Origin of the sequence: Variovorax sp. LjRoot175, assembly GCF_964253805.1 — a bacterium.
Classification (GTDB): Bacteria; Pseudomonadota; Gammaproteobacteria; order Burkholderiales; family Burkholderiaceae_C; genus Variovorax.
Window position 1 is genome coordinate 2,221,554 of sequence record NZ_CAXURY020000001.1, and the last position, 14,537, is coordinate 2,236,090.

A 14,537-nucleotide genomic window follows, 5' to 3' on the forward strand; every position below is an offset into this window, starting at 1 on the left:
GCGCGATCTTCTGGATGTCGCCCAGGCAGGTTCAGCGGCGGCGGCCGCGCAGCCATTCGAGCGCCAGCAGCAGGCTGGTTGTGAACACGATCAGCAGCGTCGCGACGGCGGCGATGGTGGGCGAGATGTTCTCGCGGATGCCGGTGAACATCTGGCGCGGCAGCGTGACCTGGTCGGGCCCGGCCAGGAACAGGGTGACCACCACCTCGTCGAAGGAGGTGGCAAAGGCGAACAGCGCGCCCGAGATCACGCCCGGCGCGATCACCGGTAGCGTGATGCGCATGAAGGTGTTGAAAGGCGTTTCGCCCAGGCTCAGCGAGGCGCGCACCAGGTTGTGGTTGAAGCCGGCCAGCGTCGCCAGCACGGTGGTCAGCACGAAGGGCGCGCCCAGCGCGGCATGCACCACGATCAGGCCGAGGTAGCTGTCGGCCAGGCCGATGGGCGCGAAGTAGAGGTACGTCGCCACGCCCACCACCACGATCGGCACCACCATCGGCGAGATCAGCACGCTCATGAGCAGGCCCTTGAACGCGAAATCCGTGCGCGACAGGCCCACCGCGGCCAGCGTGCCCAGCACGGTGGCGAGCACCGTCGCGGCGGGCGCGACGATGAAGCTGTTGCGCGCCGCCCGGGCCCATTCCGGCGACTCGAACAGGTTGCGGTACCACTTGAGCGACCAGCCGGGGATCGGGTAGGCCAGGAAGGAGCTGTCGGAAAAGGACAGCGGGATCACGACCAGGATCGGCGCCAGCAGGAAGGCCAGCACCGCCACGCAGCCGGCGCGCACCGCCCACCAGCCGAGCTTGTCGGCGAAGGTGGCGTAGGCGGGAAATTCGGGAAGAAGCTTCGGCATGCTTGTCTTTCGTGCCTTCAGCCCAGGCTCAGGTCGGCCTTGCCGACGCGGCGGTACACGGCATAGAGCACCAGCGTGGCGGCCAGCAGCAGCGCGCCGAGCGCGCAGGCCATGCCCCAGTTGACCTCGACGTTGGTGTAGCGCGCGACGTAGTAGCTCAGCATCTGGTCGTCGGCCCCGCCCAGGAGCGCCGGCGTCACGTAGTAGCCGATCGCCAGGATGAACACCAGCAGCGCGCCGGCGCCGATGCCGGGGTAGGTCTGGGGCACGTAGACGCGGAAGAAGGCCGCCAGCGGGGGACTGCCGAGCGAGACGGCTGCGCGCAGGTAGGTCGGCGGCACGCTTTTCATGACGCTGTACAGCGGCAGGATCATGAAGGGCAGCAGGATGTGGACCATCGAGATGATCACGCCGGTGCGGTTGAACAGCAGCGCCAGCGGGTGGTCGATCAGCCCGATGCCCATGAGGCCGCGGTTGACCAGCCCTTCGGACTGCAGCAGCACGATCCAGGCCGCCACGCGCACCAGGATGGAGGTCCAGAAGGGCACCAGCACCAGGATCATCAGCACGTTGGCCTTGCGCGCCGGCAGCGTCGACAGCCACCATGCGAGCGGGTAGGCCAGCAGCAGGCAGAAGAAGGTGACCACGGCGCTGATCTCGAAGGTGCGCAAGAGGATGCCGCCGAAGGCGCGCTGGTCCGGCGGCATGCGCTCGACGCTGCCCGCGGCGTCGCGCCGCAGGTCGACCGAGGCCAGCAGGTAGTCGGGCGTCCAGCGCGAGCCGTTCTTGGCGATCGCCTGCCAGTAGGGCACCTCGCCCCAGCGCGCGTCGATCTCCAGCAGGCGCGCCTTGATTTCCTCCGGCGTGCCGGCGATCGGCAGCGCGCGGTAGGTGCTCATCACGAGCGAGCGGGCGCCGGCGATTTCGGTATTGAGCCGGCGCGCCAGCGCGCCCGCATCGGCGCTGTCGGGCAGCTGGCCGAGGTCGGCCGCGATCGCCGCGTAGGCCTGCGGCGCGGGCGCCTCCTGGCGATTCCAGCCGTCGAGCGCGCGCACCGTGCGGGGCAGGGCGTTGGCCACCTCCGGGTTCTCGACCGCGCGCTGCAGCAGCGCCACGATCGGCACCAGCAGCGTGAGCAGCAGGAACAGCAGCAGCGGCAGCGTGAGCGCGAACGCGCGCCACTTGCGGCGCGCCTCGGCGCGCGCCAGGGCGCGCCGAAGCTCTCCCGGCGGGGCCTCCGCCGGGAGGTGGGAGGCGAGCGTTGCCGCGTGCATGGCCGCTTACTGCGTGGCCCACGAGGCGAAGCGCTTCTCGAGCGCCTCGCCCTGGTCGGCCCAGAAGGCGACGCTGAACTGGATGGCTTCCTTGGCATTGGCGGCCGAGGTCGGCAGGTCGTCCAGCACCTTCTTGTCGAGCGAAGCCAAGGCCTTGGTGTTGGTCGGGCCGTAGGCGATGTTCTGCGCATAGACCGCCTGCGCCGCCGGCTGCATGGCGAACTGGATGAACTTGAGCGATGCCTCCTTGTTGGGCGCGCCCTTCGGAATGACCCAGTAGTCGAGGTCGTAGATGCCGCCCGGCCAGAAGATCTTCAGCTTGCGGCCTTCGCGGTTGGCGGCGTCGATGCGGCCGTTGTAGACCGTGGTCAGCACCACATCGCCGGCCACCAGGAACTGCGGCGGCTGCGCGCCGGCTTCCCACCACTGGATGTTGGGCTTGAGCTCGGTGAGCTTCTTGAAGGCGCGGTCGGCGCCTTCCTTGGTGGCCAGCACCTTGTAGATGTCGGCCGGCTTCACGCCGTCGGCCATCAGCGCGAATTCGAGGTTGTAGCGCGCGCCCTTGCGCATGCCGCGCTTGCCCGGGATCTTCTTCACGTCCCAGAAATCGGCCCAGGAGGTGGGGGCGGTCTTGAGCTTCTCGCCGTTGTAGGCCATGACGGTGGACCACACGAACACGCCGACGCCGCATTCGGTGACAGCGGCCGGCAGGAAGTCCGCCTTGTTGCCGATCTTCGAGTAGTCGAGCTTCTCGAACAGGCCTTCGTCGCATCCGCGCGCAGCGTCGGGCGATTCGACCTCGACCACGTCCCAGGTGACCTTCTTGGTCTCGACCATGGCCTTGATCTTGGCCTGCTCGCCGTTGTATTCGACCGGGATGACCTTGATGCCGGTTTTCTCGAAGGGCTCGTAGTAGGCCTTCTTCTGGGCATTGGCGTTGGCGCCGCCGAAGTTGACGACGGTGATCTGCTGCTGCGCAAATGCCGGCAGCGCGAGCGCGGCGGCGACGATGAGGGCGAGGCGGGTCTTTTTCATGGAAAGATTCCTTGTGGGTTGGCGGTGACGAGAAATGGGATGCGAAGGCGCTCAAGCCGCATAGATGCGCACGTGGTCGACCGGGAATCTGAGCGAGACCCGCTCGCCGCCTTGCGGTGGCGCGGCGCCTTGCAGGCCGCTGAGCGGCAGCTTGACCGTGGCGTCCGCCTGGTCGCCGCCGATGCTGCACAGCAGCCGCAGGTGGTCGCCGAAGTAGATGACGCGTGCCACCTCGGCCGCGAGCACGTCGGGGCCCGATGCCTCGCTCTGCCGCTGCAGCACCACGCGCTCGGGGCGGATGCAGGCCTCGACCTTGGCACCCGCGGCCGCGCCACTCACGTTCAGGCCGGTCAGCACGCGGCCGTCGGGCAGCGCCATTTCGGCGCAGTCGCCGGCGCTGCGCAGCACGCCCTTGAGCACCGTGTTGTCGCCGACGAAGCCGGCCACGAAGCGGTTGGCGGGCGCCTCGTAGAGCTGCTCCACCGAGTCGAGCTGCTGGATCACGCCCTCGTTGAACACCGCGACGCGGTCGCTCATGGTGAGGGCTTCGCCCTGGTCGTGCGTCACGTAGACGAAGGTCACGCCGAGCTGGCGATGCAGTTCCTTCAACTCGATCTGCATGTGTTCGCGCAGCTGCTTGTCGAGTGCGCCGAGCGGCTCGTCCATCAGCACCAGCTGCGGCTCGAACACCAGGGCGCGCGCCAGCGCCACGCGCTGCTGCTGGCCGCCGGAAAGCTGGCCGGGCAGGCGGTCGTTCATGCCGCGCAGCTGGACCATCTCGAGCGCGCGCTGCACGCGGCGCTGCTGCTCGTCCTTCGGCACCTTGCGCACCGTGAGCGGGTAGGCCACGTTCTGGCCCACGCTGAGATGCGGGAACAAGGCGTAGTTCTGGAACACCATGCCGAAGTGCCGCTTGTGCGGCGGCGTGCCGGTGATCTGCTGGCCATCGAGCAGGATGTCGCCGGAGGTCGGCGACTCGAAGCCGGCCAGCATCATCAGCGTGGTGGTCTTGCCCGAACCCGAAGGCCCGAGCAGGCTCAGGAACTCGCCCCGGTGGATGTCCAGGTCGAGCTGGCGCACCACCAGGTGCTCGCCGTCGTAGGTTTTCTGGACGCGCTGGAAGCGCACCAGAGGTTCTTGGGTCATGGAGGTGTTCAAGTATGGACCGATCAGCGCAGCGCGGCGAAGCTGTCCGCCAGAATCGCCAGGCCTTCGTCCACTAGCAAGTCGGATGCCGTCAGCGGCACCAGCACGCGAATCACGTTGCCGTAGCTGCCGCAGGACAGCAGGATCAGTCCGCGCCGGGCTGCCTCCGCGACCACCTTGCGGGTTAGGTCGGCGTCGGGGCGGGAGGTGTCGCCCTCCTCGAACAGCTCGATGGCCACCATCGCCCCGAGCCCGCGCACGTCGCCGATCGCCGGCACCTCGGCCGCGATGCGGCGCAGGCCGGTCTTCAGGCGCTCGCCCAGGGCCTTGCTGCGCGCCAGCAGCTGCTCGTCGTCGAACACCTTGAGCACCGCGAGCGCCGCGGCGCAGCCGATCGGGCTGCCGGCGTAGGTGCCGCCCAGGCCGCCGGGCGCGGGCGCATCCATGACCTCGGCGCGGCCCACCACGCCGGAGATCGGGAAGCCGCCCGCCATCGACTTGGCGGTGGTGATCAGGTCGGGTGCCACCGGCCACTGCTCGCTGGCGAACCAGGTGCCGGTGCGGCCGGCGCCGGTCTGCACCTCGTCCGCGATGAGCAGGATGCCGTGGCGGTCGGCCAGCGCGCGCAGGCCTTCGACGAAATCGTTGGGCGCCACGTAGAAGCCGCCTTCGCCCTGCACCGGCTCGAGGATGAAGGCCGCCACGCGCCCGGGCTCGATGTCGTTCTTGAACAGCAGTTCGACCGAGTGCAGCGCGTCGTCGACGCTCACGCCGTGCAGCGCGTTCGGATACAGGGCATGGAACACCTCGCCCGGGAACGGTCCGAAGCCGAGCTTGTAGGGCGCCACCTTGCCGGTCAGGCCGAGCGTCATCATCGTGCGGCCGTGGTAGCCGCCGGTGAAGGCGATGACGCCGGGCCGCCGGGTGAACGAGCGCGCGATCTTGACCGCGTTCTCCACCGCCTCGGCGCCGGTGCTCAGGAAGATCGATTTCTTCGCGAAGTCGCCGGGCGCCAGCGTGTTGAGGCGTTCGGCCAGCTCGACGTAGGGCTCGTAGGCCAGCACCTGGAAGCAGGTGTGCGAATAGAGATCGAGCTGCGCCTTGACCGCCGCACTGATCTCGGGGTGGCAGTGCCCGGTGTTGAGCACGGCGATGCCACCAGCGAAATCGATATAGCGGCGGCCCTCGACATCCCAGATCTCGGCGTTGCTGCCGCGGCTGACGAATATGTCATGGGCCTGGCCGACCCCGCGGGCGACGGCCGCGGTGCGGCGTGCCATGAGGGCGGCGTTGCTGAGATGGGGTTCGCGCTGCATGGATACGACCTGTGCCTGAATGGGAATGGCGGCACTTTAGGTTTCGCAGGCCGGCGCGGCCATGTACAGCCGGAGCGCTCGTTCGGCGGACTGTACTGGTCTTGTATCCTGTACATACTTTCCTCCATATGGTGCAGATCGGTCTGCCGAGACGCCCTCGATGCTCATTCTTCGCCCCGAACTTCCGACACCTCTGGTCAGCCAGATCGTGGAGGGGCTGCGCGGGCTGATCGGCACCCAGAAACTCAAGGCCGACAGCAAGCTGCCGTCGATCCGGGCCTTTGCCGCCGCCCACGGCGTCAGCGTCTTCACCGTGGTCGAGGCCTACGACCGGCTGGTGGCGCAGGGCCTGCTGGTGTCGCGCGCCAACGCGGGCTTCTTCGTCAAGCGACGCAGCGAGGAGGGCGCCGCCGGTGCGGCCGGCACGCCGCGCGCCGACCCGCGCTTCGACGCCCGGTGGTACCTGCAGCAGATCTTCGAGAACCGCAACCTGCAGCTCAAGCCGGGCTGCGGCTGGTTGCCGCACGACTGGCTGTTCGAGGACGGCATGCGCCGCAGCCTGCGCCACCTGTCCGCCGGCGGCACCGACATCGGCGGCTACGGCCTGCCCTTCGGGCACATGGCGCTGCGCATGGCGGTGGCCGAATCGCTTTCGGAGCGCCAGATCGTGGTCGACGCCGCGCAGGTGCTGCTGACCCAGGGCTCCAGCCAGGCGCTGGACCTGGTGGCTCGCCGCCTGCTGAAGCCGGGCGAAGCGGTGCTGGTGGACGACCCCGGCTATCCCAACCTGATGTTCATGCTGCGCTTCCTGGGCGTCCAGCTCATCGGCGTGCCGCGCACGCCGACCGGCTACGACCTCCCGGCGCTGGAAGCGCTGCTGGCGGCGCACCGGCCCAAGGCCTTCTTCACGCAGCCGCGGCTGCAAAGCCCGACCTGCTCGACGGCTTCCCTGCCGCAACTCGTGCGGCTGCTGGAACTTGCCCAGGCGCACGATTTCATGCTGGTCGAGAACGACATCTACGCCGACATGGACGCCTCGATGCGCCCGTCGCTGGCCAGCCTGGGCCAGTTGCGCCAGGTCGTCTACGTGAGCAGCTTCTCGAAAACCATCTCGCCGAACATCCGCGTCGGCTACGTCGTCGCCAGGCCCGAACTGCTCGAAGACCTGGCGCAGCTCAAGATGGTCTCCGGCCTGACCTCCTCGGACATCACCGAGCGGCTGGCCTTCGGCACCGTGACCGACGGCCGCTGGCGCAAGCACCTCAAGTCGCTGCGCGACCGGCTGGCCCAGGCGCAGGCCGGCGTGGCGCGCAGGCTAGACGCGCTCGGCTTCGAGCTGTTCCACGAGGCATCGGCGGGGATGTACCTGTGGGCCAGGCACCCGGACATCGTCGACAGCGCCGAACTCTCCACGCGCGCGGCCGCCGAGGGCATCATGCTCGGCCCGGGCCAGCTGTTCCTGGTCAACCCGCACCCGACCGGCTGGCTGCGCTTCAATGTCGCATTCAGCGAGGACGAGCGGCTCTGGAGCTTTCTGAGCCGCAGCATCGAACAGCTGCAGAGCGGCGAGCTGACGCAGCAGGTCGAAGGATGAACGCGGGCGGTGTGAGGCGCCAACAGCCGTTCGCCCTGAGCTTGTCGAAGGGCTCGCCCCGCCTTCGACAAGCTCAGGCCGAACGGTTGGTTGGGCAATTGCGCTACTTGGCCCTCAGCAGCTCCCCCACCTCCAGCAGCACCAGCTCGTTGTCGTCCGCCTTGTTCGGCTCGCGGCTGCTGGAGAAGGGCAGGTTGTTGTCGTTGCCCACCACGATGTGCGTGGCATCGACCACCTCGACGTTCTCGATCGTGAAGAAGGGAAACTTGAGCACGCCGTCGTTGAGCGGCTTGCGCGCCAGCTTGTTGGGATCGGCGATCGAGAGCAGGTCGATGTAGCCGATCTTGCGCACCGCCTGGCCGGCGTTCGCGTCGTTCAGCTCGATCTTGTAGACGCGCTTGAACTTCGCGAGGTCGTGGAAGCAGTCGCTGCGCTTCTGGCCTTCGGGGCAGGCCTTGTCGGCCGTGCCTTCGCCGTTGTCGCGCTCGATGATGAGGCCGGTCGTCGCATCGATCATGTTGAAGTCGCCGATCGCGTGGCCGTTGGCCTCCAGCGGGTACTTCCAGTGGCGGCCGGTCCACTTCTCGCTCGCGACGTCGAACTCGAGCACGCGCAGCGCCTCCTTGCCGTCGATGCGCTCGTAGTCCTTGGCCTCGGCGTTCCACACCGGACCTTCGAGCAGGGCGTAGAGCTTGCTGCCGTCCTTCGATGCAGCCATGCCTTCGAAGCCCTTGGAGCGCCGGATCTGGAAATCGACCGCGCCGCCGGGGGCGCCCGGCGTCGTCACGGCGGGATGATCGGGCGAGCGCACCGTCTTGCCGTCGACCCGGGTCTCGAACACCGCGAGCACCTTGCCCTTCAGATCGGCCTTGACCAGGTAGGGGCCGAACTCCTCGCCGATCCACAGCGCGCCGCCCGCGAACTGGAAGCTCTCGGGGTCGAAGTCGGAGCCGGTCAGCAAGCGCTGCTTGCTGCCTTCATGGACGATGCGGAAGGGCACCTTCTTGTCCGGGTCGTGCAGGAACACCGTGCCCGTGCGCTCGAACTTGCCGCTCTTGAAGTCCACCTTGTAGTGGTTGAGGTAGAGCATGAAGTCGGGCGAGTTGGCCTTGGCGCCGGCGCCGTTGTCGGTGAGGATCCAGAAGCTGCCGTCGTCCATCTTCTTGATGCCCGAATGGCCCTGTACCGGCTGCCCCTTGAAGGGCAGCGAAACGCCCGTGCCGCGCCCGGCCGACAGGCCTTCGATGCTGCCCAGCGCCTCGACGCGCTTGCCGCTGGTGAACTTGCCGCTCACTTGCAGGTCGGCCGGCGCGTCTTTCGGCGCGGCAATGAAGCTTTGCGCCGGCAGCAGCGCATGGCCGGCGAGGGTGGCGGGGTAGGCGGTCTGTGCCACGGCACTGCCGCAGGCAAGGGCGGCGGCCAGGGCGGTGAAGGAGAGGGAGGCGATGCGCATCATGTTCCGGGTGGCTTGAGATAAAGCCTTGCACAATGCCGGCGCCGGGTGACGACGCCGTGACAAGTTAACAGGCCCTTCTATGAGGACTGAATTGTCAAGGGCTTTTCGCTGCAGACATCGATCAGTGGCGTTGATTGCGATAAGTGCCTGTGTGCGGTGGCCGCTGGAAGGAGGTGCATCGAGATCCGAGGTCGGGGGAGTGACAAGCGTTCGAGCCAAGGCTCGGACAACCTTCTATCCGTGCCGAATGTGCGCATCCGGCACCACATGCAGCATGCGCGCAATGCGCTTGGGCTTACCCCTGTTACCGGCGCGCCCCATCTAGTAGGACGGTCCCTATGCGGTGACCCGGGCCTGTTTCGGGCGCGTCGACCTGTGATCATGAAGATGCCTTCGTCATACCAAGCCAGGGCCGGACGGTTTCTACGCGACCGGCTTGAGAGTGGCGCCGGCCGGGATCTCGCCATGCTCGAGGTAGCGCCACAACGCCACCGCCAGTCGGCGCGCCAGCGCCACGATGCCGATGCGGCGCATACGCTTGGCGCCTGCACCGAAGCGACGCGCGAACCACTGGCTCAAGACGCTGTCGGGCTGATAGCGCAACCAGCTCCACGCCAGTTCCACCAGCAAGGTGCGCGCTCGTTTGTTGCCGGCCTTGTTGATGCCTTGCTCGATCTGGCTGTCGCCGCTGGCATAGGGCGTGGGTGCGAGCCCCAGACAGCCTGCCAGTTCGCGCCGGTTCGCAAAGCGTCGCCAGCCGAACAACTCCTTGACCAGCAACCAGGCGCTGGCGACCCCGATCGAGCGCAGCTTGGCCAGTTGCGCTACCTGCGGCTGCGCACGGTCGTCCACTTCCTTGCGCTGCGTCGCCTGGAGCGTGCGCATCTGCTGCTTGACCAGCATCAGCCGCACACACTCGCGCTCGATCTCGCCGCGCAGCGCCGGCGGTACCTGCGCGCCGTGGCTGTCCCACCACGCCTGCCAGTTCCGTCCACCGATGGAATGCACTCGCAGGTTGTGCAGCACCAGCAACGAGCCGATGCGGTTGGTGTGGGCGGTGTGTTCGTGCGACAGTCGCTGCAGCTCGCGGTGCAGCCGGCGCTCGTCTTCCTGCTGGGGCGTGGGTTCGCGCAGCACCGACCATACGCGCGTCTCGCCTGCGCGGTAGCGCTGCAGCATCGCCAACAGCTTGTCACCATCGAGTCGATCGGTCTTGGCGCGCTTGGCGTGCCGGTTGACCTCGATGCTGGCCGAGTCGACCACGATGTTGTCGATGCCTTGCTCGAGCAGCCAGCGGTGCAGCCACCAGCCATCGCGGCCTGCTTCGTAGCACGCGTGAACCGCCGCCTCGGCTGGTATCCCAAAGCGCACTCGGGCCTTGCCAATACGTTCCAGCACGGCCGCGCAATCGCCAGCGGCCACAGCGCTGCGACTGGGGTTGCGGATGCCGTCGCCGAAGGTCAGGTTCCAACGCTTGTCACTCAGCTCCAAACTCATATACAGATCGTGCGCATTCGTCCTATCCTTGCCTTGAAGGACTGTCTTGGGTGCAGACATGGCCGTGCTCCTTTGGTTCGCTGCCTGGGGGTTCCCGTTCTAGCTCAACGGGACTGGCCTGAGGCAGTCCTTCATAGCACCTACTTCGCGTCGCTGTACACCGTCGCTCGCGACACGCCCATGTGTGCGGCGGCGATCTCCATGCCGCGGCGGATGTCGAGGAAGCCGGCTTTCTTCAGTTCCTGCACAAGCTGCCTGCGGTCCGCCGGCTTGAGCGATCGTGCGCTGGTGGCGCGCGTGGCGGCGAACTCGTCGACCCGCTCGCAGATGCGGTCGGCATGCCGCGCGTCCAGCGTTTCACTGATCTCGCTCGATTCGATGCGGGTGAACTGCGCGAGCGCAGCCTGGAAGCCCTGGAACAGCGCGAGGTCCACGTTCAGGCACAGCGCGGCGACGTACTCGCCGCTCTCGTCCTTGATGCCGATCGAGGTGCTCTTGACCTTGCGGCCGTCGGCGAACTGGTTGGCGTAGTTGGTGATGACGGCCGGGTAGTCCGGGTCGCCGATGCGCGCCAGGCCCAGCTCCGTCACCGGTTGGCCCACGCGGCGCCCGCTCAGGTTGTTCTCGATCGCGAAGATCGCGTTCTTCGGATGGGTGAGGTCGTGGACGACCACCTCGCAGAAAGGAGCGAAGGTTTTCCCGAGGCCCTGCGCGATGGTCTGCAGCTCCCGCAGCAGGAGCTTGTTCGGCTTTTTCTTCATCGGCCGAATGTATCCAACATTGGACGAAGCGTCCAAGTCGGTCGTGGGGATCAGCCCGGCTGGTACTGGTACAGCCAGGTCTCGGTCAGCGTCTGGTCGCCGTTCTTCAGGTACAAGCGCATGTCGGCCGGCTCGCTGCCATCCACGGTGAAGTCGAACTGCGCGCGCCAGTGGCCCGGCACGCCGTTGGGCACCGCTTCCGAGAAGATGTAGGAGAACTTGCCGCGCGAGGCCGTGAGCACGAGCTCGGGCTTGACGCCGAAGGGGATGGTCTCCAGCGGCTTGCCGATGAACTCGACCATGAACTTGCGCACGCCCTGCGGCCGCTGCGTGCCCGGCTGCCCGCCGCGCCCGAGGCGCGTCGCCACGCAGCGCGCGAGCGGGGAGGGAAAGGGCTCCTGGTCGGTCCAGTGCAGCCGGTACTTGAGGTTGTAGCTGGAGCCCGCGGCGGCCGGCGCCTTGGGCACCCAGCAGGCGAGGATGTTGTCGTGGATCTCGTCGTCGGTCGGTATCTCGACCAGTTGCACCGAACCTTCACCCCAGTCGCCCAGCGGTTCGACCCAGAGGCTGGGGCGCTTCTCGTAGAACACGCCGTCCTGGTAGTGGTCGAAGGCGCGGTCGCGCTGCAGGAGGCCGAAGCCGCGCGGGCGCGTGTCGCTGAAGGACGAGGCGCGGGTCTGCGTGGGATTGTTCAGCGGTCGCCAGATGCGCTCGCCGGCGCCGTTCCAGATCGCGAGGCCGTCGGAGTCGTGCACCTCGGGCCGCCAGTCGATGCCGGTGGGCCTGCTTTCCGAGTACCAGTACATCGAGGTCAGCGGCACCAGCCCGAGGCGGCCGATGTCGCGGCGCAGGAAGAGGCGCGACTCGATGTCCATCAGCACCGCCTTGCCGCGCTGCATCATGAACTTGTAGGCGCCGGTGATGCTCGGTCCCTCGAGCAGCGCATAGACCGTCATCGTGTTCGCATCCGGCGCAGCCGGCGGCTCGAAGTAGAAGCGCGTGAAGTTCGGGAACTCCTCGGGCCGGTCGGGCATGGCCGCATCGAGCGCGATGCCGCGGGCCGACAAGCCGTACTGGTAGAGCTCGCCGATGGCGCGGAAGTAGGAGGCGCCGAGGAAGGCGACCCAGTCGTTGGTCTGCCAGGGCAGCTTCTTCTGATCGCCGTTGCGGCTTTCCTGCAGGCGGAAGCCCGCGAAACCGGCGCCGTCCGGCAGCTTGCGCGCGGGGCTGTCGTCCGGCATCGAGAAATATGCGCTGTCGTAGAGGATCTCGCGCGCAAAACCGTCGCCGCTCGCGGCCTCGGTCACATACATGTGGACCGGCGTCTGGAAGTAGCGCCCGAGGTGGAAGAAGGTGACCGGGAAGGGGCCGGGGCCGTCGCGGAACAGCGCGTTGTCGGGGTTGTACTTGATCTTGCCGTGCGCGTCGTAGTCGATGCGCTGGAGCACGTCGGTCGGCAGCGTGTTGTCGGCCGCATAGGGTTTGGCGGCCTGCGATTTCGCGAAGGTAACAAGACGTTCGAAAGAGAAGGGCCGGGGTTGTGCGAGCTTGATTCCGCCGGCTGCGAGGGCATCTGGAGGGAATCCGAGAGCGGCGAGCGCCATGGAGGCGCCGCTGGCGGTGAGGAGTGAGCGGCGATCGATCATTGGCCGAAATGGTAACGAGGCCCGACGCGCTGGCCCGTAGGCCAAGGCCGGAAATGTCCGAATTCGAAAGCAAGAGCCGGAGTGCGCATGCAACCCCTGATCCCTAGAGTGGATGCATCGATCAACGACTCTGCTAGAGGATCCACATGAACATGAGCAACCCCAACGAAATCCGCGCCCTCGCGACCGTGAGCGATCCGCGCTGGGAGGCGGTGGCCGCGCGCGATCCGGCGGCCGACGGCAAGTTCTTCTATTCGGTCAGGACCACGGGGGTGTATTGCCGGCCCTCCTGCGGCGCGCGCCCGGCCCGGCCCGAGAACGTGGACTTCCACGCCACGGCCGCCGACGCGGAGCGCGCGGGCTTCAGGCCCTGCAAGCGCTGCAAGCCCGACCAGCCCGCGCTGGCCGAACAGCATGCGGCGCAGGTGGCCGAGCTGTGCCGCTTCATCGAGCGCGCCGAAGAGGCGCCCACGCTAGCCCAGCTCGCCGAGCGTGCCGGACTCAGCAGCTACCACCTGCATCGCATCTTCAAGGAGGTCACGGGCCTCACGCCCAAGGCTTACGCGGCCGCGCACCGCGCGAAGCGCGTGCGCCTGGAGCTCGCGCGCAGCGACACGGTGACGGATGCGATCTACGACGCCGGCTACAACTCCAACGGCCGTTTCTACGAGAGCTCGAACAAGATGCTCGGCATGACGCCGACCGCGTGGCGCGCCGGCGGCGCCAACACCGATATCCGCTTCGCGATCGGCGAATGCGCACTCGGCGCGATCCTGGTCGCGCAGAGCGAGCGCGGCGTCTGCGCGATCGCGCTGGGCGACGATCCGGATGCGCTGGTGCGCGCGCTGCAGGACCAGTTCCCGCAGGCACGGTTGATCGGCGGCGATGCGGCCTTCGAGGAACTGGTGGCCAAGGTGGTGGGCTTCGTCGAGACACCAGGTCTGGGCCTGGACCTGCCCTTGGACGTGCGCGGCACCGCCTTCCAGCAGCGCGTGTGGCAGGCGCTGCGCGAGATCCCGGCCGGCACGACCGCGAGCTATGCCGAGATCGCCCGGCGCATCGGCAGCCCGAAGTCGGTGCGTGCCGTGGCCCAGGCCTGTGGCGCCAATGCGATTGCCGTGGCGATCCCGTGTCACCGCGTGGTGCGCAGCGACGGCAGCCTGTCGGGCTATCGCTGGGGTGTGGAGCGCAAGAGTGCCTTGCTCGAGCGGGAGGCGAGCGCCGCATGATCGATTGGGACCAAGTGGCGCTGGACCTCGATGCCGAGGGCAGCGCCTTGATCGAGCGGTTGTTGACACGCGAGGAGTGCGAGTCGCTGTCGGCGTTGTACCCGCTCGATCCGCTGTTTCGCAGCCGCGTGGTGATGGAAAGGCACGGCTTCGGGCGCGGCGAGTACAAGTACTTCGACTATCCCTTGCCGGAGCGCCTGGCGGGCTTGCGCGAAGCGGTCTACGCGCAGCTCGCGCCCATCGCCAACCGGTGGAACCAAGTCATGGGCATCGAGGTGCGCTATCCGCCACGGCATGCCGACTTCATCGCGCGCTGCCATGCGGCGGGCCAGACGCGGCCCACGCCGTTGTTGCTGCAGTACGGCGCCGACGACTACAACTGCCTGCACCAGGACCTGTACGGCGAGCACGTGTTCCCGCTGCAGCTCGTGATCCTGCTGTCGGAGCCCGGCCGCGATTTCACCGGCGGCGAGTTCGTGATGACCGAGCAGCGGCCGCGCATGCAGTCGCGGCCGATGGTGCTGCCGCTGCGCCAGGGCGACGCGGCCGTCATCGCGGTGCACCACCGGCCGGTGCAGGGCACGCGCGGCGTCTACCGCGTCAATCTGCGGCATGGTGTGAGCCGCGTGCGTTCGGGCCAGCGCCACACGGCCGGCATCATCTTCCACGACGCGACATGAAGCTCACCCCCAGGCTTCGCGCACTTCGTGTCGCTACGCCAACCCCCTCA

Annotated in this window: 12 protein-coding genes; 3 read left to right on the plus strand and 9 right to left on the minus strand. The window is 67.7% G+C overall.

The window, feature by feature from the left end:
• Positions 1-31: 31 nt before the first annotated feature.
• The 5 genes from ACSQ89_RS11195 to gabT are packed head-to-tail and all read right to left on the minus strand — an operon-like array spanning position 32 to position 5,624.
• Entirely contained in the window at positions 32-853 is an 822-nt protein-coding gene (locus tag ACSQ89_RS11195) for an ABC transporter permease (RefSeq protein WP_093109351.1), read from the minus strand.
• Between the two features lie 17 nt (positions 854-870).
• A complete protein-coding gene (locus ACSQ89_RS11200) occupies positions 871-2,127 on the minus strand; it encodes an ABC transporter permease (protein ID WP_436295159.1) in 1,257 nt (418 codons plus the stop codon).
• Positions 2,128-2,133: 6 nt separating this feature from the next.
• Positions 2,134-3,162 (minus strand): polyamine ABC transporter substrate-binding protein, encoded by a 1,029-nt coding sequence (locus tag ACSQ89_RS11205; RefSeq protein ID WP_093109349.1) that lies wholly within the window; start codon positions 3,160-3,162, stop codon positions 2,134-2,136.
• Between the two features lie 51 nt (positions 3,163-3,213).
• The gene (locus ACSQ89_RS11210; protein ID WP_436295158.1) at positions 3,214-4,308 is read right to left on the minus strand and encodes an ABC transporter ATP-binding protein; all 1,095 of its coding nucleotides are present in this window, start codon (positions 4,306-4,308) and stop codon (positions 3,214-3,216) included.
• 23 nt (positions 4,309-4,331) lie between these two features.
• A complete protein-coding gene (gabT, locus tag ACSQ89_RS11215) occupies positions 4,332-5,624 on the minus strand; it encodes a 4-aminobutyrate--2-oxoglutarate transaminase (protein ID WP_436295157.1) in 1,293 nt (430 codons plus the stop codon).
• A 160-nt stretch (positions 5,625-5,784) separates the two neighbouring features.
• Between gabT and ACSQ89_RS11220 the strand changes: the two genes are divergently transcribed.
• Entirely contained in the window at positions 5,785-7,218 is a 1,434-nt protein-coding gene (locus ACSQ89_RS11220) for a PLP-dependent aminotransferase family protein (protein WP_093109346.1), read from the plus strand.
• Positions 7,219-7,321: 103 nt separating this feature from the next.
• Here the strand turns inward: ACSQ89_RS11220 and ACSQ89_RS11225 are convergent, their stop codons facing one another.
• The 4 genes from ACSQ89_RS11225 to ACSQ89_RS11240 all read right to left on the minus strand — a co-directional run bounded on the left by ACSQ89_RS11225 (position 7,322) and on the right by ACSQ89_RS11240 (position 12,578).
• Positions 7,322-8,674, minus strand: a complete 1,353-nt coding sequence (locus ACSQ89_RS11225; RefSeq protein ID WP_436295156.1) for an esterase-like activity of phytase family protein — start codon at positions 8,672-8,674, stop codon at positions 7,322-7,324.
• A 423-nt stretch (positions 8,675-9,097) separates the two neighbouring features.
• Positions 9,098-10,231 (minus strand): IS110 family transposase, encoded by a 1,134-nt coding sequence (locus ACSQ89_RS11230; RefSeq protein ID WP_436296016.1) that lies wholly within the window; start codon positions 10,229-10,231, stop codon positions 9,098-9,100.
• An 80-nt stretch (positions 10,232-10,311) separates the two neighbouring features.
• Complete coding sequence (locus tag ACSQ89_RS11235) at positions 10,312-10,932, minus strand: helix-turn-helix transcriptional regulator (protein ID WP_436292412.1); 621 nt, start codon at positions 10,930-10,932, stop codon at positions 10,312-10,314.
• A 50-nt stretch (positions 10,933-10,982) separates the two neighbouring features.
• On the minus strand, positions 10,983-12,578 hold the full coding sequence (locus ACSQ89_RS11240) for a glucan biosynthesis protein (RefSeq protein ID WP_436292413.1): 1,596 nt from the start codon (positions 12,576-12,578) through the stop codon (positions 10,983-10,985).
• A 146-nt stretch (positions 12,579-12,724) separates the two neighbouring features.
• Between ACSQ89_RS11240 and ada the strand changes: the two genes are divergently transcribed.
• Together ada and ACSQ89_RS11250 are read left to right on the plus strand one after the other, a co-directional pair.
• Positions 12,725-13,807: a bifunctional DNA-binding transcriptional regulator/O6-methylguanine-DNA methyltransferase Ada gene (ada, locus tag ACSQ89_RS11245; RefSeq protein ID WP_436292414.1), complete on the plus strand. Its 1,083-nt coding sequence runs from the start codon at positions 12,725-12,727 to the stop codon at positions 13,805-13,807.
• The gene (locus ACSQ89_RS11250; RefSeq protein WP_436292415.1) at positions 13,804-14,487 is read left to right on the plus strand and encodes a 2OG-Fe(II) oxygenase; all 684 of its coding nucleotides are present in this window, start codon (positions 13,804-13,806) and stop codon (positions 14,485-14,487) included. Before ada ends, ACSQ89_RS11250 begins: the two co-directional genes overlap by 4 nt.
• Positions 14,488-14,537: the final 50 nt, after the last annotated feature.

Bases quoted from the DNA above. Each gene is read 5' to 3' on its own strand.
- ACSQ89_RS11210 (WP_436295158.1), bottom strand. From the start codon at position 4,308: ATGACCCAAGAACCTCTGGTGCGCTTCCAGCGCGTCCAGAAAACCTAC.
- ACSQ89_RS11225 (WP_436295156.1), bottom strand. From the start codon at position 8,674: ATGATGCGCATCGCCTCCCTCTCCTTCACCGCCCTGGCCGCCGCCCTT.
- gabT (WP_436295157.1), bottom strand. From the start codon at position 5,624: ATGCAGCGCGAACCCCATCTCAGCAACGCCGCCCTCATGGCACGCCGC.
- ACSQ89_RS11195 (WP_093109351.1), bottom strand. From the start codon at position 853: ATGCCGAAGCTTCTTCCCGAATTTCCCGCCTACGCCACCTTCGCCGAC.
- ACSQ89_RS11250 (WP_436292415.1), top strand. From the start codon at position 13,804: ATGATCGATTGGGACCAAGTGGCGCTGGACCTCGATGCCGAGGGCAGC.
- ada (WP_436292414.1), top strand. From the start codon at position 12,725: ATGAACATGAGCAACCCCAACGAAATCCGCGCCCTCGCGACCGTGAGC.
- ACSQ89_RS11240 (WP_436292413.1), bottom strand. From the start codon at position 12,578: ATGATCGATCGCCGCTCACTCCTCACCGCCAGCGGCGCCTCCATGGCG.
- ACSQ89_RS11200 (WP_436295159.1), bottom strand. From the start codon at position 2,127: ATGCACGCGGCAACGCTCGCCTCCCACCTCCCGGCGGAGGCCCCGCCG.
- ACSQ89_RS11205 (WP_093109349.1), bottom strand. From the start codon at position 3,162: ATGAAAAAGACCCGCCTCGCCCTCATCGTCGCCGCCGCGCTCGCGCTG.
- ACSQ89_RS11220 (WP_093109346.1), top strand. From the start codon at position 5,785: ATGCTCATTCTTCGCCCCGAACTTCCGACACCTCTGGTCAGCCAGATC.
- ACSQ89_RS11235 (WP_436292412.1), bottom strand. From the start codon at position 10,932: ATGAAGAAAAAGCCGAACAAGCTCCTGCTGCGGGAGCTGCAGACCATC.
- ACSQ89_RS11230 (WP_436296016.1), bottom strand. From the start codon at position 10,231: ATGTCTGCACCCAAGACAGTCCTTCAAGGCAAGGATAGGACGAATGCG.